27 protein-coding genes are annotated in these 25827 nt (G+C 61.7%); 15 read left to right on the forward strand and 12 right to left on the reverse strand.

Going from position 1 to position 25827, the window contains the following annotated elements; translation table 11 throughout:
- Positions 1-20 precede the first annotated feature (20 nt).
- The 3 genes from pepN to HB675_RS04885 are packed head-to-tail and all read right to left on the reverse strand — an operon-like array spanning position 21 to position 3806.
- Positions 21-2678: an aminopeptidase N gene (gene pepN / locus HB675_RS04875; protein WP_213876215.1), complete on the reverse strand. Its 2658-nt coding sequence runs from the start codon at positions 2676-2678 to the stop codon at positions 21-23.
- 13 nt (positions 2679-2691) lie between these two features.
- The gene (locus HB675_RS04880; RefSeq protein ID WP_213876572.1) at positions 2692-3522 is read right to left on the reverse strand and encodes a DUF2797 domain-containing protein; all 831 of its coding nucleotides are present in this window, start codon (positions 3520-3522) and stop codon (positions 2692-2694) included.
- Positions 3523-3545: 23 nt separating this feature from the next.
- A complete protein-coding gene (locus tag HB675_RS04885; RefSeq protein ID WP_213876217.1) occupies positions 3546-3806 on the reverse strand; it encodes a DUF1315 family protein in 261 nt (86 codons plus the stop codon).
- Between the two features lie 198 nt (positions 3807-4004).
- Between HB675_RS04885 and HB675_RS04890 the strand changes: the two genes are divergently transcribed.
- Positions 4005-4232 carry a YheU family protein gene (locus HB675_RS04890; protein WP_213876219.1) on the forward strand — a complete coding sequence of 76 codons (228 nt, stop codon included), beginning with the start codon at positions 4005-4007 and terminating at the stop codon, positions 4230-4232.
- Here the strand turns inward: HB675_RS04890 and csrA are convergent.
- The 3 genes from csrA to HB675_RS04905 form a co-directional block, all read right to left on the reverse strand.
- Positions 4198-4404, reverse strand: coding sequence for a carbon storage regulator CsrA (csrA, locus tag HB675_RS04895; protein WP_213876221.1), 207 nt, complete (start codon positions 4402-4404; stop codon positions 4198-4200). The genes HB675_RS04890 and csrA overlap by 35 nt on opposite strands.
- Positions 4405-4589: 185 nt before the next feature.
- Positions 4590-4922: a YnfA family protein gene (locus tag HB675_RS04900; protein WP_213876223.1), complete on the reverse strand. Its 333-nt coding sequence runs from the start codon at positions 4920-4922 to the stop codon at positions 4590-4592.
- Positions 4923-4960: 38 nt separating this feature from the next.
- Positions 4961-5776, reverse strand: coding sequence for an SDR family oxidoreductase (locus HB675_RS04905; RefSeq protein ID WP_213876225.1), 816 nt, complete (start codon positions 5774-5776; stop codon positions 4961-4963).
- Between the two features lie 220 nt (positions 5777-5996).
- On the opposite strand from HB675_RS04905, the gene HB675_RS04910 reads away from it, so the two are divergent.
- Positions 5997-6149, forward strand: a complete 153-nt coding sequence (locus HB675_RS04910; protein WP_213876227.1) for a DUF3309 family protein — start codon at positions 5997-5999, stop codon at positions 6147-6149.
- Positions 6150-6214: 65 nt separating this feature from the next.
- Here HB675_RS04910 and HB675_RS04915 read toward each other — a convergent pair whose 3' ends face one another.
- The 3 genes from HB675_RS04915 to HB675_RS04925 form a co-directional block, all read right to left on the reverse strand.
- Entirely contained in the window at positions 6215-7873 is a 1659-nt protein-coding gene (locus HB675_RS04915) for a cation acetate symporter (RefSeq protein WP_213876229.1), read from the reverse strand.
- A complete protein-coding gene (locus HB675_RS04920) occupies positions 7870-8181 on the reverse strand; it encodes a DUF485 domain-containing protein (RefSeq protein WP_213876230.1) in 312 nt (103 codons plus the stop codon). Before HB675_RS04920 ends, HB675_RS04915 begins: the two co-directional genes overlap by 4 nt.
- 200 nt (positions 8182-8381) lie before the next feature.
- A complete protein-coding gene (locus HB675_RS04925) occupies positions 8382-9233 on the reverse strand; it encodes a glycine betaine ABC transporter substrate-binding protein (protein WP_213876232.1) in 852 nt (283 codons plus the stop codon).
- A 271-nt stretch (positions 9234-9504) separates the two neighbouring features.
- Between HB675_RS04925 and HB675_RS04930 the strand changes: the two genes are divergently transcribed.
- On the forward strand, positions 9505-11055 hold the full coding sequence (locus HB675_RS04930) for a glycosyl hydrolase family 17 protein (protein WP_213876249.1): 1551 nt from the start codon (positions 9505-9507) through the stop codon (positions 11053-11055).
- Between the two features lies 1 nt (position 11056).
- Here the strand turns inward: HB675_RS04930 and HB675_RS04935 are convergent, their stop codons facing one another.
- Positions 11057-11419 carry a hypothetical protein gene (locus HB675_RS04935; RefSeq protein WP_213876250.1) on the reverse strand — a complete coding sequence of 121 codons (363 nt, stop codon included), beginning with the start codon at positions 11417-11419 and terminating at the stop codon, positions 11057-11059.
- A gap of 251 nt (positions 11420-11670) precedes the next feature.
- Between HB675_RS04935 and HB675_RS04940 the strand changes: the two genes are divergently transcribed.
- Positions 11671-12969 carry a serine/threonine protein kinase gene (locus HB675_RS04940; RefSeq protein ID WP_213876252.1) on the forward strand — a complete coding sequence of 433 codons (1299 nt, stop codon included), beginning with the start codon at positions 11671-11673 and terminating at the stop codon, positions 12967-12969.
- Complete coding sequence (locus HB675_RS04945; RefSeq protein ID WP_213876254.1) at positions 12962-13738, forward strand: MlaA family lipoprotein; 777 nt, start codon at positions 12962-12964, stop codon at positions 13736-13738. Before HB675_RS04940 ends, HB675_RS04945 begins: the two co-directional genes overlap by 8 nt.
- A gap of 12 nt (positions 13739-13750) precedes the next feature.
- Here the strand turns inward: HB675_RS04945 and HB675_RS04950 are convergent, their stop codons facing one another.
- On the reverse strand, positions 13751-14689 hold the full coding sequence (locus tag HB675_RS04950; RefSeq protein WP_213876256.1) for a lipid A biosynthesis lauroyl acyltransferase: 939 nt from the start codon (positions 14687-14689) through the stop codon (positions 13751-13753).
- Positions 14690-14812: 123 nt separating this feature from the next.
- Here HB675_RS04950 and minC point away from each other — a divergent pair, with 123 nt between their 5' ends.
- From minC to HB675_RS04980, 6 genes are all read left to right on the forward strand, one after another.
- The gene (minC, locus tag HB675_RS04955; RefSeq protein ID WP_213876258.1) at positions 14813-15538 is read left to right on the forward strand and encodes a septum site-determining protein MinC; all 726 of its coding nucleotides are present in this window, start codon (positions 14813-14815) and stop codon (positions 15536-15538) included.
- Positions 15539-15691: 153 nt separating this feature from the next.
- Positions 15692-16507, forward strand: a complete 816-nt coding sequence (gene minD / locus HB675_RS04960; protein WP_213876260.1) for a septum site-determining protein MinD — start codon at positions 15692-15694, stop codon at positions 16505-16507.
- Entirely contained in the window at positions 16504-16758 is a 255-nt protein-coding gene (minE, locus tag HB675_RS04965) for a cell division topological specificity factor MinE (RefSeq protein WP_213876263.1), read from the forward strand. Before minD ends, minE begins: the two co-directional genes overlap by 4 nt.
- A 100-nt stretch (positions 16759-16858) precedes the next feature.
- Positions 16859-17494 carry an RluA family pseudouridine synthase gene (locus HB675_RS04970; protein ID WP_213876265.1) on the forward strand — a complete coding sequence of 212 codons (636 nt, stop codon included), beginning with the start codon at positions 16859-16861 and terminating at the stop codon, positions 17492-17494.
- A gap of 118 nt (positions 17495-17612) precedes the next feature.
- Positions 17613-18902, forward strand: coding sequence for a M18 family aminopeptidase (locus HB675_RS04975; protein ID WP_213876267.1), 1290 nt, complete (start codon positions 17613-17615; stop codon positions 18900-18902).
- Complete coding sequence (locus HB675_RS04980; RefSeq protein WP_213876269.1) at positions 18903-21044, forward strand: mechanosensitive ion channel domain-containing protein; 2142 nt, start codon at positions 18903-18905, stop codon at positions 21042-21044.
- 59 nt (positions 21045-21103) lie between these two features.
- On the opposite strand, the gene HB675_RS04985 is transcribed toward HB675_RS04980, so the two are convergent.
- A complete protein-coding gene (locus HB675_RS04985) occupies positions 21104-21826 on the reverse strand; it encodes a UTRA domain-containing protein (protein WP_213876271.1) in 723 nt (240 codons plus the stop codon).
- Between the two features lie 351 nt (positions 21827-22177).
- Here HB675_RS04985 and HB675_RS04990 point away from each other — a divergent pair, with 351 nt between their 5' ends.
- The 4 genes from HB675_RS04990 (at position 22178) to HB675_RS05005 (ending at position 25827) form a co-directional block, all read left to right on the forward strand.
- Positions 22178-23248: an ABC transporter substrate-binding protein gene (locus HB675_RS04990; protein WP_213876273.1), complete on the forward strand. Its 1071-nt coding sequence runs from the start codon at positions 22178-22180 to the stop codon at positions 23246-23248.
- A gap of 149 nt (positions 23249-23397) precedes the next feature.
- Positions 23398-24204, forward strand: coding sequence for an alkaline phosphatase family protein (locus HB675_RS04995; RefSeq protein ID WP_213876275.1), 807 nt, complete (start codon positions 23398-23400; stop codon positions 24202-24204).
- Between the two features lie 23 nt (positions 24205-24227).
- The gene (locus HB675_RS05000; RefSeq protein WP_213876574.1) at positions 24228-25043 is read left to right on the forward strand and encodes an ABC transporter permease subunit; all 816 of its coding nucleotides are present in this window, start codon (positions 24228-24230) and stop codon (positions 25041-25043) included.
- A complete protein-coding gene (locus HB675_RS05005; RefSeq protein WP_213876277.1) occupies positions 25030-25827 on the forward strand; it encodes an ABC transporter permease in 798 nt (265 codons plus the stop codon). The genes HB675_RS05000 and HB675_RS05005 overlap by 14 nt, the downstream gene beginning before the upstream one ends.

Consider the following 25827-nt stretch of genomic DNA (forward strand, 5'->3'; position numbering starts at 1 on the left):
GGCCGCCCTCTCCACCCCAATCAGGCCAGGCTCTTGCTTACGACCTCATATACATCACTGGACAACTCACCCGAGCCACGAATCCGCTCCAGTTCCGCCTTGAGCAACGCCTGCCGGGCGCTGTCGTACTTGCGCCAGCGGGTCAGTGGTGCCAACTGCCGCGAGGCAATCTGCGGGTTGGTGGCGTTGAGCTGGATCACCAGATCGGCGATGAAGCGATAGCCCGAGCCGTCGGCCGCGTGGAAGTTGATCAGGTTCTGGCCGGCAAAGCTGCCAATCAAGGCACGAACCTTGTTAGGGTTCTTCAAGGTGAACGCCGGGTGTTTCATCAGCGCTTGCACCCGTGCCAGACCGCCCGGCAAAGGGCTGGCCGCCTGCACGCTGAACCACTGGTCCATGACCAGCGGGTTGTCCTTGAACTGCTCGGCGAAACTGGCCAGCGCCGCGTTACGTTCAGCTTCAAACGGCGAGTTGACCAGCACCGCCAGCGCGCTCAGGCGTTCCGTCATGTTGTCGGCGTGGTCGAACTGCTCCTGAGCGGCGGCCAACACTTCCGGGCGCCCGCTGAGCATCAGGTACGACAAGGCGATGTTCTGTAGCGCACGGCGGGCGAAATGCTCGGCTTCGGCGACGTACTCGGTGGTCTTCGACACTGCACGGTTGGCCTGATAGCGCTGCCAGAGCGTGTCGAACAGGCTGGTGGCCAGCTGTTTGCGGGCAAACTCGCGGGCGGCGTGTATGGCATCCACATCAGCCACTTCGCTGATTTCGGTGAGGTAGGCCTCGCTGGGCAGCGACAGCATCTCGGTGACCATGGCCGGGTCCAGTTCGGGGTTGCCCAGCACGGTGCCCAAGGCCTTGACCAGACGCTGATCCATCACCAGTTCGGTTCCGGCCTGGTGCTGGGTGATCAGGTCCTGCAACACCTGCACCGCCAGTTGCTGGGTGGCATCCCAGCGGTTGAACCCATCGCTGTCGTGCTGCATCAGGTACATCAACTGGTCGCGGTCGTAGGGAAAGCTCAGCTTGACTGGCGCACTGAAGCCACGCAGCAGCGAAGGCAGCGGTTTTTCCGGGACGTCGACAAAGGTAAAGGTCTGCTCGGCCTCGGTCACCGAAATGACTCGGCTGGTGCTCGCTTCGCCGCTCTCGCCTTGCAGACGCAGCGCCAGACCGTGGCCCTGGCTGTCCAGCAACCCCAGGGACACCGGGATCACGAACGGCAGTTTTTCGACCTTGTCCGGGGTCGCCGGGCAGCTCTGGCGGAAGGTCAGGCTGTAGGTGTGCGCGGCGGCGTCATAGGCCTCGCTGACCGCCAGACGCGGAGTGCCGGCCTGGCTGTACCAGCGTTTGAACTGGGTCAGGTCGACGCCGTTGGCGTCCTCCATGGCCTTGACGAAGTCGTCGCAGGTCACGGCCTGACCGTCGTGGCGCTCGAAGTACAGGTCGCTGCCTTTACGAAAGCCCTCGGCGCCCAACAGGGTGTGGATCATGCCCACCACTTCCGAGCCCTTCTCGTACACGGTCAGGGTGTAGAAGTTGGAAATCTCGATGAAGCTTTCCGGGCGCACGGCGTGGGCCATGGGGCCGGCGTCTTCGGCGAACTGGTGGGTGCGCAGGAAGGCCACGTCCTGGATGCGCTTGACCGTGGCCGAGTTCATGTCAGCGGAGAAGCCCGAGTCGCGGAACACCGTGAAGCCTTCCTTGAGCGACAGCTGAAACCAGTCGCGGCAGGTGACGCGGTTGCCCGACCAGTTGTGGAAGTATTCATGGGCAACAATGGCCTCGACCCGCTGGTGAGCGGCGTCGGTGGCTGTTTCGGCGCGGGCCAGCACGGCGCTGGAGTTGAAGATATTGAGGCCCTTGTTCTCCATGGCACCCATGTTGAAGTCGTTGACGGCGACGATCATGAAGATGTCCAGGTCGTACTCGCGGCCATACACCTCTTCGTCCCAGCGCATGGACTTCTGCAGGCTGATCATGGCGTGCTGGCACTTGTCGATGTTTTCCGGCTCGACGTAGATGCGCAGCGTGACCTCGCGGCCGGACATCGTGGTGAACGTGTCTTCCACGCACCACAGGTCACCCGCCACCAGCGCGAACAGGTAGGCCGGTTTCATGAACGGGTCTTCCCAGGTCGCCCAATGGCGATCATCGCCATCCGGACCGCTGGCCACGGGGTTGCCGTTGGACAGCAGGATCGGGTAGCCGAGCTTGTCGGCGCTGAGGGTGGTGGTGAACCGGCTCATCACGTCAGGACGGTCGAGGTAGTAGGTGATCTTGCGAAAGCCCTCGGCCTCGCACTGGGTGCAGAACATGCCGCTGGACTTGTACAGGCCCTCCAGCGCCGTGTTGGTTTCCGGGTGGATGCGCACGCTGGTGTCGAGGGTGAAGCTGGCACTGACCGGCTGCACCGTCAGGTGGTTGTCATCGAGCTGGTAGTCGCCAGGGCCCAGGTCCTGGTCGCCCAGGGCCACCGAGAGCAGTTCCAGCTGCTGGCCGTCCAGCACCAGCGGCGGCAGCGCGGCCCCCAGCTCCGGGTTGCGGCGCATGACCAACTGCGCGTGAACCAAGGTATGGTCATCGTGCAGTTCGAAGGTCAGGTGCGTTTCGTCGATGAGGTACTCGGGCGCCTTGTAGTGCTTGAGGTAGATCATCTTCGGCTGTTCGGTGCGCATGAGTCCAATCCCTCTACTGATGCACGGCGAGTTGATACGCCGTGTACTTACGAATGTTGATCACGCCGGTGTCGAATATCAGGTATTGACCCTTGATGCCCAGCAGGGTGCCTTCGGCAATCGGGTTCTTGTCCAGGTTGAAGCTGACGATCTTGGCCGGGTAGGCCTGTACCGGGTAGCGGATTTCGATGGGGGCCACGTCGTGCAACGGCTGGATCGCCTGCAGCCCGAAGCGCTCCTGCAGCATATGGATGCCGGCGGCGCAGCTGTCGAACAGCTGCTCGCGCACGGCCACCAAGTCCACAGGCTCGGCGTCCCCCTTGAGTAAAGCACGCCAATTGGTGCGGTCGGCGACCTGCGAGCGAAACAGGTCTTCCATCAGGCCTGACTGCTGGCGGGTGGCCACGCGCATGATCGGGAGCGCCTGACTCGCACCCTGGTCCAGCCAGCGGGTCGGCAACTGGGTGGCACGGGTGATGCCGACCTTGATGCCCGAAGAGTTGGCCAGGTACACCACGTGATCGGTCATGCAGAACTGCTCGCCCCAGGCCGGGTCTCGGCAGGTGCCGGCGTCGTAATGACATTTTTCCGGGCTCATGATGCACACGTCGCACTGGGGCAATTTGATCATGCAGGGGTAGCAGTAGCCCTGGCTGTAGCTGGACTTGGTCTTGCGGCCGCAGTTCACACAGTGGATCGCGCCGAGGTATTCCAGGCGCAGGGTCTTGCCGATCAGCGGGTTGACCGGGATACGCAACTCCCCCAGGCGAAACTGATACTGCACAGTGTCATCCGCCAGGGTAGCGGACATCTTGTCGACGGCGCCGCGGCCGAGCTCGAGCAGGGCCGAGGCCTGGAGAAGATCGGTCAATGGATGGCATCCGACTTGAACAGGATGTTGGCCACCGGTGCCGACTTCGACGAGCACTCTTGCGGGCCCATGTAGCCGGTGCGTTCCTCTTCGGGCAGGTTCTGTATCTCCCAGGCGATCACCGCCTGCAACGACAGCTCTTTCTGCTCGATGGTCAGTTTGCGGCCGTCCGACCATTTACCGATTTCCACGGCCTGCTTGAGGCTCTCGTAGATCTCGGGCGTGATGTTTTCGATCATGTGGGAAAAGGATGACATGGCGGGCCTCCGGAATAATGGAGGTCAGTTTAACGGCGGGAAGCGATTCCGGACAGGGTGGGGTATATGAAGGATCGGTGGCGCCGGCATCCCGGGCAACCCCTGGCCCACAGGGTTCGGCGGCAACCACGGATGCGTCGGGCGCAAAACAGCCCGCCCGACAGTGCTATTATTGCGCCCTCACGACCGAGGCCCCGCATGCTCATCCCTCACGACCAGCTCCACCCCGAGACTCTCACCGGCCTGATCGAAGACTTCGTCACCCGCGACGGCACCGACAACGGCGATGACACCCCCCTCGAAACCCGCGTCTTGCGGGTGCGCCAGGCGCTGACCAAGGCACAGGCCTTCATCGTCTTCGACCCCGAGAGCCAGCAGTGCACGCTGATGCTCAAGCACGACATCCCTTCCGAGCTTTTTGATTGAGCAATTCGCGCTGCGCCTGAATGCGCTGGAATACCTCGCTGCGGTGCACCTCGACGTCGGCCGGCGCCCGTATGCCCAGGCGCACGCTGCCGCCGCGAACCTCCAGCACCTTGATCCAGATATCGTCCCCGATGGCGATCATCTCGCCGATGTCGCGTGTCAGTACCAGCATGTCCATGCCTCCAGTGGTTGAGACCCCAGACTGCGCGGACACCCGGGACAGGACAATAGACCGAGGCGAAAAGAGCCATTGCCTACAGCTTTCAGTAACTATTCCTACAGATGATCCTGCCAAAAGCTAATTGGCTTGTACCGTTTTGCACCGAGTTGAACGGACTTGAACGCCATTAAACCCTTTCAGGCGCTATGAAGTCTTGGCCCCCACAGAATGATGCTGGCCCCCACTACGCAGAACAGCACCCCCAACCCGTCCGACCCCGTCGGACGCACCCGCTCCACCAGTGCCAGCCACGCTACCGAGGTCAGGATGTAGATGCCGCCATAGGCGGCGTAGGCACGCCCGGCATAGGCCGCCTCGACCCGCGTCAACAGCACCCCGAACAGGCTCAGACTGAGCAGCGCCGGCACCACCCACAAGGCAGTCCTGCCCAGGCGCAGCCATAGATAGAACGCGTAGCATCCGGCGATCTCGAAGATCGCCGCCAGGAAGAACCACAGGTAGTTGAGCACAGCGATCGCCTCGGCCGAAAAGTCCTGAGGATACCGGATCAACGGGGGCTTTGAGCGGCCTTGGCGCGCATCTTCGCCGACATCCGGCCGAGGTCCTGATACAGCGCTTCGGGATCGCGTCGCTTGAGCTGCCAGGCCTCGCGCCCTTGCTCGTGGGGCAGGATCAGAAAGGTGCCGGCCGCCACTTGCCCATGAATGTAATCGGCAATCTCGGCGGCGCTGATGGGCGAGCTTTGCAGCCACTTGCCTACGTGGGCTTTCATGGCCGGCGTCGGGCCGCGAAACGAATCCAGCAGGTTGGTCTGGAAGAACGAAGGGCACACCACGTGCACCGTCACCCCCTGGTCAGCCAGCTCCACCCGCAGGCTTTCGGACAAGGCCACCACGCCTGCCTTGGCGACGTTGTAGTTGCTCATGGCCGGGCCCTGCATCAGCGCCGCCATGGACGCAATATTAATGAGCCGCCCCCGGTTCTGGCGCAACAGCGGCAAAAAAGCCTTGCAGCCCTTGACCACGCCCATGAGGTTGATCGACAACTGCCACTCCCAGTCTTCCAGCGACAGCTCCTCGAAGAAACCGCCAGAGGCCACCCCGGCATTGTTGACCACCACGTCAATGCCCCCCAGGCGCTCCTCGCAGGCCTGGGCCAATGCCATCAGCTGGCTGTAGTCGCGTACGTCGCAGCGCTGCACGAAACCCTGGCCACCGGCCCGATGCACCTGGTTCAACGTCTCGGCCAGCCCGGCGTCGTCAATGTCCGACAGCGCCAACTGCCAGCCTTCCCGAGCCCAGCGCAGCGCCATTTCCCGGCCCAGCCCGGAGCCAGCACCTGTAATCATGATGCGATTTTGCATAGAGAAAGGCCTTGTGAAGTTCAGCGGCCAGTCTATCCAGCGCACGGGGCGCAAGAACCTTTCATCAGGCCGCTGAATGCCCAGTCCTTCATCGAATGGGCGCCTCAACAAACTTTGCTGACGACGGGAATTTTTCCACAAGCGCCAGAGTCGGATTTATCAAGCAGTCAGAACTTTGCTGGCTGGGCAACAATACCCAAGTGAAAACAAGGAAAACGCCATGGGCACCATACTGATCGTCGTTCTTATTCTGCTGCTGGTCGGCGGCCTGCCAGTGTTTCCGCACTCTCGAAGCTGGGGCTACGGGCCCTCGGGCATCATCGGCACCGTACTGATCATTCTCCTGATTCTGGTCTTGCTCGGAAAAATATGACGCGAGCGGCACCCCTAAAAAAAACGCCGACAATTGTCGGCGTTTTTTTTAGGGGTGACGGGATATCAATGAGCGACCGCGCCACTGGCCCCCAGCCCGGTTTGCGAACGCACGAATTGCGGGAAGAACAACGCCCGCTCGTTATCCGCCGCCGTCGACTTATCGGTAATCGAGAAGAACCAGATGCCGGCAAACGCGATGATCATCGAAAACAGCGCCGGGTATTCATAGGGGAAGATGGCTTTCTCGTGGTGCAGAATGCTCACCCAGATGGTTGGCCCCAACACCATCAAGCCCACCGCACTGACCAGCCCCATCCAGCCACCGATCATCGCCCCGCGGGTGGTCAGCTTCTTCCAGTACATCGAGAGCAGTAGCACCGGGAAGTTGCAACTGGCGGCAATGGAGAAGGCGAGGCCCACCATGAAGGCGATGTTCTGGTTCTCGAACAGGATACCCAGGCCGATGGCCAGCACGCCAAGGGCGATGGTGGTGATCTTCGACACGCGAATCTCGTCACGTTCGTTGGCCTTGCCCTTCTTGATCACGCTGGCGTACAGGTCGTGGGACACCGCCGAAGCACCGGCCAGGGTCAGGCCTGCGACCACAGCGAGGATGGTGGCGAAGGCCACCGCCGAGATGAAGCCCAGGAAGATGCTGCCGCCCACCGCATTGGCCAGGTGCACCGCGGCCATGTTATTGCCGCCCAGCAGGGCGCCAGCGGCGTCCTTGAAGGCCGGGTTGGTGCTGACCAGCAGAATCGCACCGAAGCCGATGATAAAGGTGAGGATGTAGAAATAGCCGATGAAGCCGGTGGCATAGAGCACCGACTTGCGGGCTTCCTTGGCATCGCCCACGGTGAAGAAGCGCATCAGGATATGCGGCAGGCCGGCGGTACCGAACATCAGCGCCAGGCCCAGGGAGAAGGCAGACACCGGATCTTTCACCAGTCCGCCGGGGCTCATGATGGCCTCGCCTTTGGGGTGAACCTTGATGGCTTCGGAAAACAGCATGTTGAAGTCAAAGTTGACGTGTTTCATGACCATGATCGCCATGAAAGTTGCGCCGGACAACAGCATCACCGCCTTGATGATCTGCACCCACGTGGTGGCCAGCATGCCGCCGAACAACACGTACAGGCACATCAGAATGCCCACCAGAATCACCGCCACGTAGTAGTCCAGGCCAAACAGCAACTGGATCAACTTGCCGGCGCCGACCATCTGCGCGATCAGATAGAACGCCACCACCACCAACGAACCACAGGCCGAAAGGGTGCGAATTTCTTTCTGTTTCAGGCGATAGGAGGCCACGTCGGCAAAGGTGTATTTGCCCAGGTTGCGCAAGCGCTCGGCAATCAGGAACAGAATGATCGGCCAGCCCACCAGAAAGCCGATGGAGTAGATCAAGCCGTCATAGCCGGACGTGAATACCAGGGCCGAGATGCCCAGAAAGGAGGCCGCCGACATGTAGTCACCGGCAATCGCCAGACCGTTCTGAAAACCGGTGATCCGTCCGCCTGCGGCGTAATAGTCGGCCGCCGACTTGTTGCGTTTGGAGGCCCAGTAGGTGATGCACAGGGTAAAGCCCACGAACACCACGAACATGGCGATGGCAGACACGTTGAGCGGCTGTTTCTGCACCGCGCCGGTGAGGGCATCGGCAGCCAGGGCGGCAGGCGCCAGGGCGGTCAGCAGCAAGGAACTCAGAAGAGGCCGGATCATTGCTGGGCCTCCTTGAGAATCAGCGCGTTGAGGTCGTCGAACTCGCCGTTGGCACGGCGCACATAGATAGCGGTCAGCACGAAGGCCGAAACAATCAGGCCGACACCAATGGGAATACCCCAGGTGATCGAAGATTCAGGGCTGAGTTTGGTGCCCAGTACATGGGGACCATAAGCGATCAGAAAGATAAAGGCGGCATAGAGCCCGAGCATGATCGCCGACAAGATCCAGGCGAAACGCTCTCTTTTGGCAACCAGCTCCTTGAAACGGGGGCTGTTTTGAATCGAGAGGTAAATGCTGTCGTTCATTGTTTTTGTCCTCGCAGCACAGATGGGGTGGAACGATTCCACTTTAAGCTGCTGCGGGACAGGCTCCAGACGACCTTAGTCTTAGATCCGGGCCGTTGCAGGAGCGTGCGAAGCCCGCGAGGGAGGCACCCGGTCAATCAGGGTAATCTTCATCGCGGGCGGCGCGCGTTCCTGCCTGGAGGGCAAATGTAGAGAGCGGCTTACTTGCCGGTCCACTCTTTGACGCGGTCCGGGTGTTTGGTGACCCAGTCCTTGGCCGCCACTTCAGGCTTGGCGCCGTCCTGGATGGCCAGCATCACTTCGCCGATCTCGTCTTTGGAGGCCCACTGGAACTTCTTCAGGAACGCCACGACTTCCGGGGCTTTCTTGTCCAGTTCCAGGCTGCCGACGCTGTCGACGGTTTCAGCGGCGCCGTACACGCCTTTAGGATCGTCGAGGAACTTCAGTTTCCATTTGGCAAACATCCAGTGCGGCACCCAACCGGTGACGGCAATGGACTTGTGCTCTTTTTCCGCACGGGTCAGTTCAGCAATCATCGCGGCGCCCGAACTGGCCTGAAGTTTGTAGTCCAGACCGTAATCCTTGATGGCCTGGTCGGTTTTCAGCATCACGCCTGAACCGGCATCGATACCGACGATCTTCTTGCCGAACGTGTCGTCGGTCTTCAGGTCTTCAATGGAGTTGGCCTTGACGTACTCAGGCACGATCAAGCCGATCTTGGCGTCCTTGAAGTTGGCGCCGTAGTCGACCACCTTGTCCTTGTTCTTGGCCCAGTATTCGCCGTGGGTCACGGGCAGCCAGGCCGACAACATGGCGTCGAGCTTGCCGGTCGCCACGCCTTGCCACATGATCCCAGTGGCCACCGCCTGCAACTTTACGTCGTAACCGAGTTTTTCCTTGATAATTTCCGAAGCGACAAACGTCGTCGCGACACTGTCAGACCAGCCATCGACATAACCGATGCTGATGGACTTGGTTTCGGCACTGGCCATCGTCGAGCTGATTGCCAACACCAGAGCGGCGCCCGCCCCCAGAATTCTGCGTTTGGTCATCGTTGAACTTCCCCGGGTGTAAATAAACAACGTGGTCGACGGTTGGCGAGCACGGCTAGCGTTCTTGTTGACAGCGCCCCGATCATCAACCCCGCCGACGATCCAACCTGCTCTGCGAGCGACATCGAACCATCGAGAAACGACATCACCACGCCATCAGTTGTCCGGATTTCGAGGCGTGCACCAAGCTCGCTCGAACTTTGCCGGTCATGCTCAAGGTCGGGGCAAATACGGGTAAGATGCGCCACTTTTGTTTCACTGTGGCGTCTTCATGTCTTCGAACTTGCGCGTTGTCCTGTGGCCCTATCTGCTGGCCTGTGTTGTCTCCATTCTGGCGCTGTGCGCTGGCTGGTACTGGCTAGGCAAACCCGTGCCGCTGGCGGACGCGGCCAGCGCTTCGCACAAGCTGCAATGCGCCTCCTACACACCGTTTGCGAAGGACCAATCCCCGTTCGACCCAGGCTTTCGCATCCGCCCGGAGCAGGTCGACGCTGACCTCAAACTGTTGTCGGCTCGATTTTCCTGCATCCGTACTTATTCCATGACCGGCCTTGAGAACATTCCTGCGGTTGCGCGCAAGTACGGCCTCAAGGTCATGCTGGGGGCCTGGGTCAACGCCAACCCGTTGGACACGGGCAAAGAGATCGACGCCCTGGTCAAGTCGGCCAACGCCAACCCGGATGTCGTCAGCGCGGTGATCGTCGGCAATGAAACCCTGCTGCGCAAAGAGATGACCGGTACGCAGTTGGCGGCGTTGATCCGCAAGGTCAAGGGTCAGGTCAAGCAGCCGGTCACCTACGCCGATGTCTGGGAATTCTGGGACCAGTACCCGCAGGTGGCGCCCGCAGTGGACTTCCTGACCATTCACTTGCTGCCCTACTGGGAAGATCAGCCCTTGGGCATCGACGACGCCCTGGCGCACGTGGCGGCCGTGCGCGAGGCCTTCGGCAAGAAATACGCGCCCAAGGACATCCTCATCGGCGAAACCGGCTGGCCCAGCGAGGGCCGCCAGCGCGAAACCGCCCTGCCCAGCCGGGTCAACGAAGCGCGTTTTATCCGCACCTTTGCCACCATGGCCGAACAGCATGGCTGGCATTACAACCTGATCGAGGCCTTCGACCAGCCGTGGAAACGCACCAACGAAGGAGCGGTCGGCGGCTACTGGGGTTTGTTCGATGCCGATCGCCAGGACAAGGGAGTTTTGGAGGGGCCGGTGTCGAACCTGCCGCTCTGGCCGCGGTGGCTGGGTCTCAGCGTCTTGTTGATGGCGGCCGCCCTGCTATTGGCAGGACCGGTGCGCAGCGCACGTTCGGCCCTGCTGGCGCCACCCTTGGCCGCACTGGGCGCCGCGTGCATCGGGGTCTGGGGCGAGACCTCGTGGGTCGACGCACGATTCTTCGGCGAATGGGTATGGATGGGCGCGCTGGTGCTGCTCAACTTGCTGGTGCTGGTCTGGGCGCTGTTGGGGCTGGCTTCACGTCAGGGCTGGCGCGAACGGCTGTACGGCTGGCTGCACCTGCGCCGCGCATGGTGGCTGAGCATGGCCGGCTTCGCGGCAGCGGTAATGATGCTGGCAATGGTCTTCGACCCGCGCTATCGCAGCTTTGCCAGCTCGTCGTTGCTGCTGCCGGCGCTGGTGTTCGCTTGGCGCCCCGTGCGGGGGCCGGTCAACGAGTTGAAGTTGTTGATGGCGATCGTGGTCGTGGGGATTGTGATCCAGTTGCTGCGCGAGGGGTTCGAAAACCAGCAGGCATGGTGCTGGGCGCTGGTATGCGCCGTCATGGGGGTGGGGTTGTGGCGGTCGGTGACGAGGGCGAGCTGACTCACCCAGTCTTCCTGACCAACCGCAAACCGGCAATGACCACCGCAAACACCGCCAGGCTGGCGGTATAGAGTACCAGGGCGGCAACCCCGGGGATCAACGCCAGCCCGGCCAGCACCTGACCGATACGGCCCCTGATCAGGAACCCCGCCACAGCAAGCCCCAGCCCCGACCAGCCAATCACCCCAAAGTGGATCATCAAACCCAGCCCCGAGCGCACCTGGCACTGCCAGAGACCGGCATCGTCGGCACAAGCGCCGACCCAGCGGGTGTTCTCCATCAGCCCGTAACGCACGCCATAACTGGCCGCCAGCCAAGCGGCCAGCAGCAGTAACAGAACACTCGCGCAGCCGCGGCCAGACATATACACACTCCAACGGGTCAACAGCCGCCCAGCATAATCGCGCCGGCGCCCCATGCAAGGTAAATAGCGGATAAATAGCAGGCAAAAACCTCGACCACGTCTGCTGTGGCTCCGCCAATTAGGTGTATCTTCTGCGCCGTCCGCCTGCGAAGAAAAATTTTGCCCGGCGCGTACGAGTGAGGCAACTTGCTACTACGGTAAGTGTCTGACTGCCGAACATCAAAAAGCGTTTTCCTCCTAGGGACAAACTCATGCTTCGATCACTGCGCTTCGCTGCCCTGTTGGGTGGCCTCATCCTGAGTGCGTCCACCATGGCCAGGGACATCGATCCCGCCACTTATGGCTACCCGCTCACCAACCCGTTCGAGGCGACCATTGCCTCGACCCCTGTCGAGTTGCGCCCGCAACTGCCCAAGGATGAGGACATCGACCAGGCCGATTACAGCCTGAACCTGCTGCCGGAGCGTCAATTCACCCTGCCCGACAACTTCTGGGCGGTAAAAAAGCTGCACTATCGGCTGGCTCGCCAGAAGCAGCCCGCGCCGCTGATCTTCCTGATTGCCGGCACCGGTGCGCCTTACACCAGCAGCCTCAACGAGTTTCTCAAGAAGCTGTACTACAAGGCCGGCTATAACGTGGTGCAGTTGTCGTCGCCCACCAGCTATGACTTCATGAGCGCGGCATCGCGCTTCGCCACGCCAGGTATCAGCAGCGAGGACGCCGAAGACCTGTACCGGGTCATGCAGGCCGTTCGCGCCCAGCATCCAGAACTGAAAGTCACCGAGTTCTACCTCACCGGCTACAGCCTGGGAGCACTGGATGCCGCGTTTGTCAGCAAGCTGGATGAAACCCGCCGCGCCTTCAACTTCAAGAAAGTGCTGCTGCTCAACCCGCCAGTGAACCTGCTGACGTCCATCGGCAACCTGGACAAATTGGTGCAGACTCAGGTCAAGGGCATCAACAACAGCACCACGTTCTATGAGCTGATGCTGGCCAAGCTGACCCGCTACTTCCAGCAGAAAGGCTACATCGACCTCAATGACGCGTTGATCTATGACTTGCAACAGTCCAAACAGCACCTGTCCAACGAACAGTTGGCAATGCTGATCGGCACCTCGTTTCGCTTTTCGGCCGCCGACATCGCCTTCACCAGCGACCTGATCAACCGCCGCGGCCTGATTACCCCGCCGAAAACACCGATCACCGTCGGCAGCAGCCTTACGCCGTACCTGCGTCGGGCCCTGCAATGCGACTTCGATTGCTACATGACCGAGCAGGTTATCCCGATGTGGCGCGCCCGCACCGACGGCGGCAGCGTACTGCAGCTGGGCGATCAGGTCAGCCTTTACGCCCTCAAGGACTACCTGCACGACAGCAAGAAGATTGCCGTGATGCACAACGCCGATGACGTGATCCTGGGTCCTGGCGATATCGGCTTTCTGCGCACCACCTTTGGCGATCGCCTGACCCTGTACCCCTACGGCGGCCATTGCGGCAATATCAACTACCGCGTCAACAGCGACGCGATGCTGGAGTTCTTCCGTGGCTAGAACAATCCTGTTTGTCGCGGCCCTGCTGACCGCAGGCCTGGCCCATGCTGCCGACGGCACCACCAAGGTGGACACCGACGGTTTCAAGGAGCCGCTGAAGACCCTGAGCTTCAACCCAGGCCTTGACCAGAAGGAGTTCGAGCGCTCGACCCTCGACGCCTTGAATGTCTATGACCCGCTGGAGAACTGGAACCGCCGGGTCTACCATTTCAACTACCGGTTCGACGAATGGGTGTTCCTGCCGATCGTCAATGGCTACCGCTACGTGACGCCGAGCTTCCTGCGCACTGGCGTGAGCAACTTTTTCGGCAACCTGGGCGATGTCCCCAACCTGCTCAACAGCCTGCTGCAGCTCAAGGGCAAACGCTCGCTGGACATCACCGGACGGCTGTTGATCAACACCACCGTGGGCATCGCCGGCCTGTGGGATGCGGCGACCTGGATGGGCCTGCAGAAGCAGAGCGAAGACTTCGGCCAGACCCTGGGCTTCTACGGCGTGCCGGCCGGGCCGTACCTGGTGTTGCCGGTGCTCGGCCCGTCCAACTTGCGTGACACCGGCGGGCTGGTGTTCGACTTCACGGCCGAATCCCAGATCAACTTCCTGAACGTTTCCCAGGAAAGCGATCGTCATCCGGAAATCTGGGCCCTGCGCGTCGTGGACAGGCGTTACACCAACAACTTCCGTTACGGCTCGGCGAACTCGCCGTTCGAATACGAGAAGGTCCGTTACGTGTACACCGAAGCGCGCAAGCTGCAGATTGCCGAGTGATCAGCTGAGCGCCTAGGCGCTGCGGCGTCTTGGGTAGAGCCTGGGCATGCCCGGCGGTCGCGACTTGAACCGCCGGTGTGCCCACAGGTATTGCTCCGGGCACTCGCGCAGCGCCACCTCGATCCACTGGTTGATGCGCAACGCATCGGCCTCTTCGCTCTCCCCCGGGAAATCTTCCAGCGGGGGATGCAGCACCAACTGATAACCACTGCCATCGTCGAGCCGCTTCTGGGTGAAGGGGATCACCCGTGCCTTGCCTAACCGGGCAAAAGTGGTGGTCGCGGGTACCGTCGCCGCCGGAATGCCGAAGAACGGCACGAAGATGCTCTGTTTCTTGCCGTAGTCCTGATCGGGTGCGTACCAGATGGCGCGGCCCTTGCGCAGCTGCTTGATCATCGCCCGCACGTCTTCGCGCTCCACGGCCAGGGAGTCGAGGTTGTGCCGCTCGCGGCCCTGGCGCTGGATAAAGTCGAACAGCGGGTTGTCGTGCCGACGGTACATGCCGTCGATGGTATGGCGCTGCCCCAGCAGCGCGGCGCCGATCTCGAGGGTGGTGAAGTGCAGGGCCATCAGGATCGCGCCCTGCCCTTCGGCGGCCGCCGCCTGCAAGTGCTCCAGGCCCTGGATATGGGCCAGGCGTTCGAGCCGGGCGCGGGGCCACCACCAGCTCATGGCCATTTCGAAAAAAGCGATGCCGGTGGAGGCAAAGTTTTCCTTCAACAGCCGGCGCCGCTCACGGGGCGATTTTTCCGGGAAGCACAGTTCCAGGTTGCGCGAGGCAATGATGCGGCGCTCTGTGGAAATCACGAACATGCAGGCCCCCAGCCCCCGGCCCAGAGCCAGCAGCCAGCGATACGGCAACTGCACGGTGAGCCACAGCAGGCCCAGTCCGAGCCAGAGCGGCCAATAGAGCGGGTGAAGAAATGAACGAGTGAAACGCGGGCGATCCATTACAGATTCCGAACAAACAACAAGGTCGGGCATTCTACATGGGTTCTGTGCGGCTTGCGGCTGGAGGTGGTTCTCGCTATAAGTCTGCGCACTCTTTTCGTAACAAAGCGCGTTTTGCCGAACATGACCCAGACCGAACTGCAAGATCATGAACCCGTGTTTCAGCTCAAGGGCAGCATGCTCGCCATCACCGTGCTGGAACTGGCTCGCAACAATCTCGAGAGCCTGGATCGGCAACTGGCGGCCAAGGTGGCCCAGGCACCCAACTTCTTCAGCAATACCCCGCTGGTGCTGGCACTGGACAAGCTGCCCGCCGGCGAGGGCAACGTCGACCTGCCAGGGCTGATGCGCATCTGCCGCCACCACGGCCTGCGCACCCTGGCGATTCGCGCCAGCCGTATCGAAGACATTGCCGCCGCCATCGCCATCGACCTGCCGGTGCTGCCACCGTCCGGTGCCCGGGAGCGGCCGCTGGAGCTGGAAGAAAAGAAGCCGGAGAAACCGCCGGAACCCACGATCCAGCCAACCAGGGTGATCACCACCCCGGTGCGCGGCGGCCAGCAGGTGTACGCCCAGGGCGGCGACCTGTTGGTGATTTCCTCGGTCAGCTCCGGTGCGGAACTTCTCGCCGATGGCAATATCCATGTCTACGGCCCCATGCGTGGCCGGGCCCTGGCCGGCATCAAGGGCGACCGCAAGGCACGCATTTTCTGTCAGCAACTGGGCGCCGAATTATTGTCGATCGCCGGTCAGTACAAAGTCTCCGAAGACCTGCGCCGCGATCCGCTCTGGGGTTCGCCAGTGCAAGTGAGTTTGTCGGGAGATGTGTTGAACATCACCCGCCTTTAACGGATACTGCCGCCTTTTTCCAAGCAACTTTCAATAGCGCGGCATTGGGTTCGCGAAGTCGGTTTTTTCACGATGAACCCGCCATCACTGTTGTTTTTTTCAAGTCATTTTTTTCGGGATTAACAATCCCTTTTTCACTAGGGGTGATACACCTTGGCCAAGATTCTCGTGGTTACATCCGGCAAGGGTGGCGTGGGCAAAACCACCACCAGCGCCGCCATCGGTACCGGCCTCGCTTTGCGCGGGCACAAGACCGTCATCGTCGACTTCGACGTGGGTCTGCGTAATCTCGACCTCATCATGGGCTGCGAACGCCGCGTGGTGTACGACTTCGTCAACGTCGTCAACGGCGAAGCCACGCTTTCCCAGGCCCTGATCAAAGACAAGCGCCTGGAAAATCTCTACGTGCTGGCCGCCAGCCAGACCCGCGACAAGGACGCCCTGACCCAGGAAGGCGTCGAAAAAGTCCTCAACGAACTCAAGGAAAGCTTCGAGTACGTCATTTGCGACTCCCCGGCCGGTATCGAGAAAGGCGCGAGCCTGGCGATGTACTTTGCCGACGAAGCCATTGTCGTGACCAACCCGGAAGTCTCATCGGTACGCGACTCGGACCGCATGCTGGGGCTGCTGGCCAGCAAATCGCGCCGCGCCGAGAAGGGTGAAGACCCGATCAAGGAACACCTGCTGCTGACCCGCTACAACCCCGAGCGCGTGAGCAAGGGCGAGATGCTGGGCGTCGAAGACGTGGAAGAAATCCTCGCCATCCGCCTGCTGGGCGTGATCCCCGAGTCCCAGGCCGTGCTCAAGGCGTCCAACCAGGGCGTGCCGGTCATCCTCGACGACCAGAGCGACGCCGGCCAGGCCTACAGCGATGCCGTCGACCGCCTGCTGGGCAAGACCGTCGCCCACCGTTTCCTCGACGTACAGAAGAAGGGGTTCTTGCAGCGCCTGTTTGGAGGCCGTGAATGAATATCTTTGACTTCTTTCGTGACCGCAAAAAAGGCAGTACCGCGTCAGTAGCGAAAGAGCGTCTGCAGATCATCGTCGCCCATGAACGCGGCCAGCGCAGCGCTCCGGACTACTTGCCCGCCTTGCAGCAAGAGCTGGTGGAAGTCATTCGCAAGTACGTCAACATCGAAAGCGACCAGGTTCAGGTGGCGCTGGAAAGCCAGGGCAGCTGCTCGATCCTGGAACTGAACATCACCCTGCCCGACCGTTAAGCGATAACGACGTGCGGGAGCGCGCGAAGCCCGCGATGGGGAATAACCCCATCGCGGGCTTCGCGCGCTCCTACGGTCCGTAAAAAAGTGTAGCCCCGCCATGCCCCTATCCAACATCCGCATTCTCCACGAAGACGCCGCCATTCTGGTGATCGACAAGCCCACCCTGCTGCTCTCGGTGCCCGGCCGGGCCGACGACAACAAGGACTGCCTGATCACCCGCTTGCAGGACAACGGCTACCCCGAAGCCCGCATCGTCCATCGTCTGGATTGGGAAACCTCCGGCATCATTCTGCTGGCCCGCGATGCCGACACCCACCGCGAGCTGTCCCGTCAGTTCCACGACCGGGAAACCGAAAAGGCCTACACCGCCCTGGCCTGGGGCTTGCCGGACCTGGACAGTGGCAGCGTCGACCTGCCGCTGCGCTATGACCCGCCGACCAAACCTCGGCATGTGGTGGACCACGAACAGGGCAAGCATGCCTTGACGTTCTGGAAGGTGCTGGAACGCCATGAACAGTGGTGCCGTCTGGAGTTGACCCCGATCACCGGCCGCTCTCATCAGCTGCGGGTGCACATGCTGTCCATCGGGCACCCGTTGCTGGGGGATGGCTTGTATGCCCACCCGGAGGCGTTGGCAGCGTATCCGCGCTTGTGCCTGCATGCCAGCCTGCTGAGTTTCACCCACCCGGTGAGTGGCGAGCGGGTGCGGTTCGAGTGTCCGGCACCGTTCTAGAGGCTCCCGAGCACGCTCGGTCCTTCACGCTCGTGCAGGAGCGAGCTTGCTCGGGAACAGCTGCCACCAATGACTGCGGATACGCTAAACTCGCGCCCATTGCCGTCTGGAGCCTCTTATGCGCGAAGCATTGAACCAGGGCCTGATTGATTTTCTCAAGGCCTCCCCCACCCCTTTCCACGCCACTGCCAGCCTCGCCCATCGCCTGGAAGCCGCCGGTTTTCAACGTTTGGACGAGCGCGACAGCTGGGCCATCGTCCCCGGTGGACGTTATTACCTCACGCGCAACGACTCCTCGATCATCGCCTGGCGCATGGGCCGCAACTCTCCGTTGATCAGCGGCATCCGCCTGGTCGGCGCTCACACCGACAGTCCCTGCCTGCGGGTCAAGCCGCAGCCCGAGCTGCAGCGTCAGGGTTTCTGGCAACTGGGCGTGGAAGTCTACGGCGGTGCCCTGCTCGCGCCCTGGTTCGACCGCGATCTGTCCCTGGCAGGCCGCGTGACCTTCCGCCGCGACGGCAAGGTCGAGAGCCAATTGATCGACTTCAAGGCACCTATCGCGATCATCCCCAACCTGGCCATTCACCTCAACCGTGAAGCCAACCAGGGCTGGGCGATCAATGCGCAGAACGAGCTGCCGCCGATTCTGGCTCAGGTGGCCGGTGACGAGCGCCCGGACTTCCGCGCCTTGCTCACCGACCAGTTGGCCCGCGAACACGGCCTCAATGCCGACGTGGTGCTGGATTACGAGCTGAGTTTCTACGACACCCAGGCGGCTGCCGTGGTTGGCCTGCACGGCGACTTCATTGCCGGTGCCCGGCTGGACAATCTGCTGTCGTGCTACGCCGGCCTGCAAGCGCTGATCAAGGCCGAGGGCGAAGAAACCTGCCTGCTGGTCTGCACCGACCACGAAGAAGTGGGCTCCAGTTCTGCCTGCGGCGCCGACGGCCCGATGCTGGAACAGACCCTGCAGCGCCTGCTGCCTGACGGCGACGACTACGTGCGCAGCCTGCAGCGTTCGCTGCTGATCTCGGCCGACAACGCCCACGGCATTCACCCCAACTATGCCGACAAACACGACGCCAACCACGGCCCCAAGCTCAATGCCGGTCCGGTGATCAAGGTCAACAGCAACCAGCGCTACGCCACCAACAGCGAAAGCGCCGGGTTCTTCCGCCACCTGTGCATGGCCGAAGAAGTGCCGGTGCAGAGCTTCGTGGTGCGCAGTGACATGGCCTGTGGCTCGACCATTGGCCCGATCACCGCCAGCCACCTGGGGGTGCGTACGGTGGACATCGGTGTGCCGACCTTTGCCATGCACTCGATCCGCGAGCTGGCGGGCAGTCATGATCTGGGGCATCTGGTCAAGGTACTGGGGGCGTTCTTCGCCTCCCGGGACCTGCCGTAAATGCGCTGGCTGCGGGTCGCCCTTGCACTGACGCTGTGCTGTTTCTTCACCCAAGGCTTTGCCGCCGGCCTGCCCAGTCTGCTGACCGGCAGTTCCAAACCTCATCCGGAAGCAACCGTGCCCCTGGGCCAGTCGCTGGATGAAGTGATCCAGACCCTGGAAAGCGACCAGCAGCGTGGCAAGCTGCTGGACGACCTGAAAAAACTGCGTGACTCCACACAACGGGCCCAGCCGCCTCAGGAAGAAGGCGTGCTCGGCCTGATCGGCAATGCACTCAACAGCCTGGAAAGCCAGTTCGCCGGCGAGGACAGTCCGTTCGAGCGCTGGGGCAATGAGCTGGAACTGGCCAACGTCGAGCTCCAGGCGCTGGTGCTGCCCGTCAACCAGTGGCCACCGATCATCGCCGCTTTTGCCGTGATCATCGCAGTGTGGAGCGCCCTGGCCTACGCCCTGATCTGGCTCAGTCACCACCTGCGGGTGCGTTTCGGCCTGACCGAAGAGCTGCCGCAGAACCCGCGCACCTGGGACCTGGCGCGCTTTGCCTTGCGCAAGCTCGGCCCGTGGCTGGTGGCGCTGATCATCACCGTGTATGTCGGCTACGCCCTGCCCAGTTCCCTGGGCAAGAGCCTGGCGATGGTGCTGGCTTATGCACTGGTGGTAGGCACCTGCTTCTCGGCCATCTGTGTCATTGCCTTTTCCCTGCTCGACGGGCCGCACCGGCATGCGGCGTTGTACATCCTGCGCCACCAGGCGTTCCGCCCGCTGTGGCTGATCGGCAGCTTCGCCGCGCTGGGCGAGGCGTTCAACGACCCAAGACTGATCAGCGCGCTGGGCTGGCACCTGGCCTATGTGGCCGCAACCCTGGCCAACGTGCTGGCGGCGATCTGTTCCGGGATGTTCATCCTGCGCTTCCGCCGCCCGGTGGCGCACCTGATCCGCAACCAGCCACTGTCCCGGCGCCTGACCCGCCGTGCCCTGAGCGACACCATCGAGATCCTCGGCACCTTCTGGTACCTGCCGGCGATGGTGCTGGTGGCGATCTCGCTGTTCGCCACCTTCTTCTCGGCCGGCGACACCAGCGACGCCCTGCGCCAATCGCTGATCTGCACGGTGCTGGTGGTGCTGTGCATGGTCATCAACGGCCTGATTCGCCGTCACGCCCAGCGCCCGGCCAAGCACACCCGGCGCCATGCGCTGTACACCGACCGGCTGAAGAACTTCATCTATGCCCTGGTGCACATGGTGATCTGGCTGGTGTTCGTCGAACTGGGGCTGCGGGTCTGGGGGCTGTCGTTGATCCGTTTCACCCAGGGCGACGGGCATGACATCAGCGTCAAGCTGATGAGCCTCGTGGGCACCCTGGTGTTCGCCTGGCTGGTGTGGATTCTGGCTGACACGGCGGTGCAGCACGCGCTGATGCGTTCGCGCAAAGGCCTGGCCAATGCCCGTGCGCAAACCATGATGCCGCTGATCCGCAACGTGCTGTTCATTGGCATCGCGATCATTGCCGCCATTGTCGCCCTCGCCAACATGGGCATGAACGTCACGCCGTTGCTGGCCGGTGCCGGTGTCATCGGCCTGGCCATCGGTTTTGGCGCACAGTCACTGGTGGCGGATTTGATCACCGGGCTGTTCATCATCATCGAGGACTCGCTGGCCATCGATGACTACGTCGAGGTCGGTGGGCACCTGGGTACTGTGGAAGGCCTGACCATCCGCACCGTGCGCCTGCGGGACATCGACGGTATCGTGCATACCATCCCGTTCAGCGAAATCAAGAGCATCAAGAACTACTCCCGGGAATTCGGCTATGCCATTTTCCGCGTGGCGATTCCGCACAACCTGAGTATCGATGACGCCATCAAGCTGATTCGCGAAGTCGGCCAGAAGATGCGCAGCGACCCACTGATCAAACGCAACATCTGGTCACCACTGGAGTTGCAGGGTGTGGAGAGCTTCGACCAAGGCACCGCCATCCTGCGCGCCCGGGTCAAGACCGCGCCGATCAAGCAGTGGGAAGTCTCGCGGGCGTTCAACCTGGCGCTCAAGCGTCAGCTCGATGAAGCCGGCATGGACATCGCGACACCCAGGTTGAGTGTGCAGGTGGTGACGGGTATGGCGGAGAAGCCAGAGGCGGTTTGATGCCATGCAAACCTGTGGGTGCAAGGGGGTTTGCAGGCAACCATGGAATCTCCCACAGGTCAGGTACCAGGCATCACATCCGCACTCAAGCGAATCGCATCATGGCGCCAATACTCCAGGTCACAATCGATCAGCCGCCCACGCTGATCGTGGTTGACCCGGGTGATGCGCAACCCCGGGCTGCCCACCGACACCTTCAAGGCCCCTGCCGCGTCCGCGTGCAGGGCAGTGGGCATCATCTCGAAACGCACTCGGCCGTATTGAATGTCATATTCCCGTGCATAGAGTTCGGTCAACGGCTGGCTCAGGTCCTGCAACAGAATCTCCGGAAAGTACTGCGGGTTCAGGTAGTGCTCCACATAGAGCACCAGCCGGTCGTCGATGCGCCGGGTGCGACAGAGCTGTATCACGCTGGACAGCGGCGGCAACTGCAAGGCTTCACACACCGCCGCCGGCGCCGGTTGCAGGCGGGCGCTGAGTAATTGAGTGGAAGGCACGCGGCCCTGATCGCGAACCATGGCGTGAAAGTGGCTGCGGCGGATCAGGTCATAGGTCAACCGGGGCGGCGAGATGAACCAGCCACGGCGCTCTTCGCGGTAGATCAGGCCTTGAGCCTCCAATTGCACCAAGGCTTCACGCAGGGTGATGCGCGTGGTGGCAAACACCTCGCTCAACTTGCGCTCGGCCGGCAGCTTGCAACCGGACGACAACAGCCCATGCTCGATCTGCTCCTGCAACGCGTTGCAGATGGCGGTCACCGCTCGCGGCGCACTCTCTTGCATCACTCCCACCTTATCTGGACTAGACCAGCTCTATTTTTGGGCACTGCATGCACCGCTCCAACCCTGTGAGCGGGTGTGGCAAGCCTAGGCAATTTAAATGACTGACAGGTGACAGCCCCGCCCAATGGTTACCTGCGTTACCGGGGAAGCCTTGCAGATCAAGGATTTGAAACTGGTCTACGCTTATCTTCCAAGGTCCGCCACACGCCTGCTGCAAACCCTGCGCCAGCCCTTGCGAAATAATATTGTCATGGCAAGCGCCTAAATTGGCTCAGGTATTGCTGACCTAGACCAGTAATCGCCGGTCGTCCATAAAAAAATGCGTCTGAATGTCGTCCATAGGAGCTTCGAATGAAAAAGCTTTTCCTGGCATCACTGTTAGGCTCGAGTATCGCGCTGTGCACCGCGGCCATGGCTGCTGACACCGACCTGAAAACCCTGGAGGCCGCGGCCAAGACCGAAGGCATGGTCAACAGCGTCGGCATGCCCGATGACTGGGCCAACTGGAAAGGCACGTGGACCGACCTGACCGCCAAGTACGGCCTGACGCACATGGACACTGACATGAGCTCGGCCCAGGAAGTGGCCAAGTTCGACGCCGAGAAAGACAACGCCAGCGCCGACATTGGCGACGTTGGCGCAGCCTTCGGCCCTATCGCTGTGGCCAAGGGTGTGACCCAACCGTACAAGCCGACCCATTGGGACCAAGTGCCAGACTGGGCCAAGGACAAGGACGGGCACTGGATGCTGGCCTATACCGGCACCATCGCCTTCATCATCAACAAGCAACTGGTCAAGGAAGGCGATGAGCCCCACAGCTGGGCAGATCTGTTGAAGCCCGACGCCAAGTACAAAGTCACCATCGGCGACGTCAGCACTGCTGCCCAGGCCGCCAACGGTGTGCTGGCCGCTGCCATTGCCATGAAAGGCGACGAGACCAATCTGGCCCCGGGTATCGAGCTGTTCACCAAGCTGGCGCAACAGAAGCGCCTGTCCCTGGGCAACCCGACCATCCAGTCGCTGGAAAAGGGTGAAGTGGAAGTCGGCGTGGTCTGGGACTTCAACGGCCTGAGCTACCGCGAAAAGATCGATCCCAAGCGCTTCGACGTGCTGATTCCGTCTGATGGTTCAGTGATTTCCGGTTACACCACCCTCATCAACAAATACGCCAAGCACCCGAACGCGGCCAAGCTGGCCCGTGAGTACATCTTCAGCGATGCCGGGCAGATCAACCTTGCCAAAGGCCACGCCCGACCGATCCGCGCCGAGCACATCACTCTGCCCGACGACGTCAAGGCCATGTTGCTGCCCAACGAGCAGTACAAGAGCGTAAAGCCGATCACCAAGCCCGATGCCTGGGAAAAGAGTTCCAAGGCCCTGCCGCAGCAGTGGCAGGAGCAGGTGATCATCGAGATGAATTGATGGGGTGATCGTGTTTTCCATCAAGAACGCATCGCCTTCATCGCGGGCAAGTCCTGCTCCCTCAGGTTACACCCTGAAAATCTGTGGGAGCAGGGCTTGCCCGCGATCGCCGCGACGCGATTTCATAGTTTCCAGAGGACCACAACACCATGCCCCACAAAGTCATCCTGGTCCTGCTGGACGGCCTCAGCTACAGCGTTGCCGAACACGCCATGGGCCACCTGCATGCTTACGTCGGCGCCGAACGCGCCGTACTCTACAAGCTTGAATGCGCCCTGCCGGCACTGTCCCGCCCCTTGTACGAATGCATCCTCACGGGCGTACCGCCGATTGAAAGCGGCATCGTCCACAACAACGTCTCGCGCCTGTCCAACCAGCGCAGCATCTTCCACTATGCCACTGCCGCCGGTCTGAGCACCGCGGCGGCGGCCTACCATTGGGTCAGCGAGCTGTACAACCGAACGCCGTTCGACGCCCACCGCGATCGCCACACCGCACGCCCGGAACTGCCCATCCAACACGGCCACTTCTACTGGGTCGACCACTACCCCGACTCGCACCTGTTTGCCGACGCCGAAAGCCTGCGCCTGCAACACAGCCCCGACTTTCTGCTGGTGCACCCGATGAACATCGACGACGCCGGCCACAAGCACGGTCTGGACAGCGCCCAATACCGCAACAGCGCCCGGGGTGCCGATGTGATCCTCGCCGACTACCTGCAAGGCTGGCTCGATGACGGCTACCAGGTGATCGTGACCGCCGACCACGGCATGAACAACGACCGCTCCCACAACGGCCTGCTGGCCGAAGAACGGGAAGTGCCGCTGTTCCTGCTGGGCGACGCCTTCAGCCTCAACCCCAACCTGCGCCCGTTGCAGACCGAACTGTGCGGCACGGTCTGCGAGTTGCTCGGCGTGGCCCACGACAAGCCGGCGAACCTGGAGCTGTTGAAGTGAGCAATCCGACCCGCGGCCGTGGCATGGCCTTGTTGTTTCTGCTGCCCTTTGCCGCCTTCTTCCTGGTCTTCCAGATCGCCCCGCTGGGCTGGGTGGCGGTGCACAGCGTGCAACTGGACGACGGCTGGGGCCTGGACAACTTCGTCAAAGCGTTCAGCTCGAAGTTCTATCGCCAGGCCATTCAACTGAGCCTGGAAATCAGTTTCTGGTCCAGCCTGTTCGGCATCATCATCGCGATCCTCGGGAGCTATTCGCTGCGCCGGGTGGACTCGAAACTGCGCGACTTCGTCAGCGCGTTCGCCAACATGACCAGCAACTTTGCCGGCGTGCCCCTGGCTTTTGCCTTCATCATTCTGCTGGGTTTCAACGGCAGCCTGACCATGATCCTCAAGCAGGCCGGGCTGATTGAAGACTTCAACCTGTACTCCAAGACCGGCCTGATCATTCTCTACACCTACTTCCAGATCCCTCTGGGCGTCTTGCTGCTCTACCCGGCCTTCGACTCCCTGCGCGAAGATTGGCGTGAATCTTCGGCCTTGCTGGGCGCCAGCAGCTGGCAATACTGGCGCTACATCGGCCTGCCGGTGCTGACCCCGGCCCTGCTGGGCACCTTCGTCATTCTCCTGGCCAATGCGCTGGGTGCCTACGCCACGGTGTATGCACTGACGACCGGCAACTTCAACGTGCTGCCGATCCGCATTGCCGCCATGGTTGCCGGCGACATCAGCCTGGACCCGAACCTGGCCAGCGCCCTGGCCATCATCCTTGTCGGCCTGATGACCCTGGTCACCGTGGTCCATCAATGGCTGTTGAAGAGGAGCCACCATGTCGCGCACTGAAGCCAGCCCCGTTGCCCTCTACCACCGCGTGGTGGTGTGGCTGCTGTTCCTGATCCTGCTGGCGCCGCTGGCCGGCACCCTGCTCTACTCCATCGCCACGGAATGGTCGGCGACCATTCTGCCCACCGGCCTGACCTTCAAATGGTACGCTGCGCTGTGGAGCGACCCGCGCTTTCTGCATGCCTTCGGCCAGTCGCTGGTGGTGTGCATCGGCGCGCTGATCCTTTCGGTGGTGCTGATCCTGCCGTTGCTGTTCGTGGTGCATTACCACTTCCCCAAGCTCGACGGGCTGATGAACATCCTGATCCTGTTGCCTTTCGCGGTGCCGCCAGTCGTGTCTTCGGTGGGGTTGCTCAACCTGTACGGTTCAGGCCCTTTGGCCATGGTCGGTACGCCGTGGATTCTGATCGGCTGCTACTTCACCGTGGCCCTGCCCTTCATGTACCGGGCCATTACCAACAACCTGCAGGCCATCAACCTGCGCGACCTGATGGACGCGGCCCAGTTGCTCGGGGCCAGCACTTTCCAGGCCGCGCTGCTGGTGGTGCTGCCGAATCTGCGCAAGGGCCTGATGGTGGCGCTGCTGCTGTCGTTCTCGTTCCTGTTCGGCGAGTTCGTGTTCGCCAACCTGCTGGTGGGCACGCGCTACGAAACCTTGCAGGTGTACCTCAACAACATGCGCAACAGCAGCGGGCACTTCAACAGCGCGCTGGTGATTTCCTACTTCCTCTTCGTGCTGGTGCTGACCTGGGCCGCCAACCGACTGAACAAGGACAAGGACTGA

Source organism: Pseudomonas sp. dw_358 (assembly GCF_018449655.1).
Lineage (GTDB): Bacteria > Pseudomonadota > Gammaproteobacteria > Pseudomonadales > Pseudomonadaceae > Aquipseudomonas.

Excerpts from the sequence above, each read along its gene's own strand:
- HB675_RS04925 (WP_213876232.1), bottom strand. The coding sequence starts at position 9,233 with ATGACCAAACGCAGAATTCTGGGGGCGGGCGCCGCTCTGGTGTTGGCA.
- HB675_RS04980 (WP_213876269.1), top strand. The coding sequence starts at position 18,903 with ATGCGCTGGCTGCGGGTCGCCCTTGCACTGACGCTGTGCTGTTTCTTC.
- HB675_RS04975 (WP_213876267.1), top strand. The coding sequence starts at position 17,613 with ATGCGCGAAGCATTGAACCAGGGCCTGATTGATTTTCTCAAGGCCTCC.
- minC (WP_213876258.1), top strand. The coding sequence starts at position 14,813 with ATGACCCAGACCGAACTGCAAGATCATGAACCCGTGTTTCAGCTCAAG.
- HB675_RS04985 (WP_213876271.1), bottom strand. The coding sequence starts at position 21,826 with ATGCAAGAGAGTGCGCCGCGAGCGGTGACCGCCATCTGCAACGCGTTG.
- HB675_RS04885 (WP_213876217.1), bottom strand. The coding sequence starts at position 3,806 with ATGTCATCCTTTTCCCACATGATCGAAAACATCACGCCCGAGATCTAC.
- HB675_RS04995 (WP_213876275.1), top strand. The coding sequence starts at position 23,398 with ATGCCCCACAAAGTCATCCTGGTCCTGCTGGACGGCCTCAGCTACAGC.
- HB675_RS05000 (WP_213876574.1), top strand. The coding sequence starts at position 24,228 with ATGGCCTTGTTGTTTCTGCTGCCCTTTGCCGCCTTCTTCCTGGTCTTC.
- HB675_RS04990 (WP_213876273.1), top strand. The coding sequence starts at position 22,178 with ATGAAAAAGCTTTTCCTGGCATCACTGTTAGGCTCGAGTATCGCGCTG.
- HB675_RS04940 (WP_213876252.1), top strand. The coding sequence starts at position 11,671 with ATGCTTCGATCACTGCGCTTCGCTGCCCTGTTGGGTGGCCTCATCCTG.
- HB675_RS04935 (WP_213876250.1), bottom strand. The coding sequence starts at position 11,419 with ATGTCTGGCCGCGGCTGCGCGAGTGTTCTGTTACTGCTGCTGGCCGCT.
- HB675_RS04915 (WP_213876229.1), bottom strand. The coding sequence starts at position 7,873 with ATGATCCGGCCTCTTCTGAGTTCCTTGCTGCTGACCGCCCTGGCGCCT.
- HB675_RS04905 (WP_213876225.1), bottom strand. The coding sequence starts at position 5,776 with ATGCAAAATCGCATCATGATTACAGGTGCTGGCTCCGGGCTGGGCCGG.
- pepN (WP_213876215.1), bottom strand. The coding sequence starts at position 2,678 with ATGCGCACCGAACAGCCGAAGATGATCTACCTCAAGCACTACAAGGCG.
- HB675_RS05005 (WP_213876277.1), top strand. The coding sequence starts at position 25,030 with ATGTCGCGCACTGAAGCCAGCCCCGTTGCCCTCTACCACCGCGTGGTG.
- HB675_RS04930 (WP_213876249.1), top strand. The coding sequence starts at position 9,505 with ATGTCTTCGAACTTGCGCGTTGTCCTGTGGCCCTATCTGCTGGCCTGT.
- HB675_RS04890 (WP_213876219.1), top strand. The coding sequence starts at position 4,005 with ATGCTCATCCCTCACGACCAGCTCCACCCCGAGACTCTCACCGGCCTG.
- HB675_RS04910 (WP_213876227.1), top strand. The coding sequence starts at position 5,997 with ATGGGCACCATACTGATCGTCGTTCTTATTCTGCTGCTGGTCGGCGGC.
- HB675_RS04950 (WP_213876256.1), bottom strand. The coding sequence starts at position 14,689 with ATGGATCGCCCGCGTTTCACTCGTTCATTTCTTCACCCGCTCTATTGG.
- HB675_RS04970 (WP_213876265.1), top strand. The coding sequence starts at position 16,859 with ATGCCCCTATCCAACATCCGCATTCTCCACGAAGACGCCGCCATTCTG.
- csrA (WP_213876221.1), bottom strand. The coding sequence starts at position 4,404 with ATGCTGGTACTGACACGCGACATCGGCGAGATGATCGCCATCGGGGAC.
- HB675_RS04920 (WP_213876230.1), bottom strand. The coding sequence starts at position 8,181 with ATGAACGACAGCATTTACCTCTCGATTCAAAACAGCCCCCGTTTCAAG.
- minE (WP_213876263.1), top strand. The coding sequence starts at position 16,504 with ATGAATATCTTTGACTTCTTTCGTGACCGCAAAAAAGGCAGTACCGCG.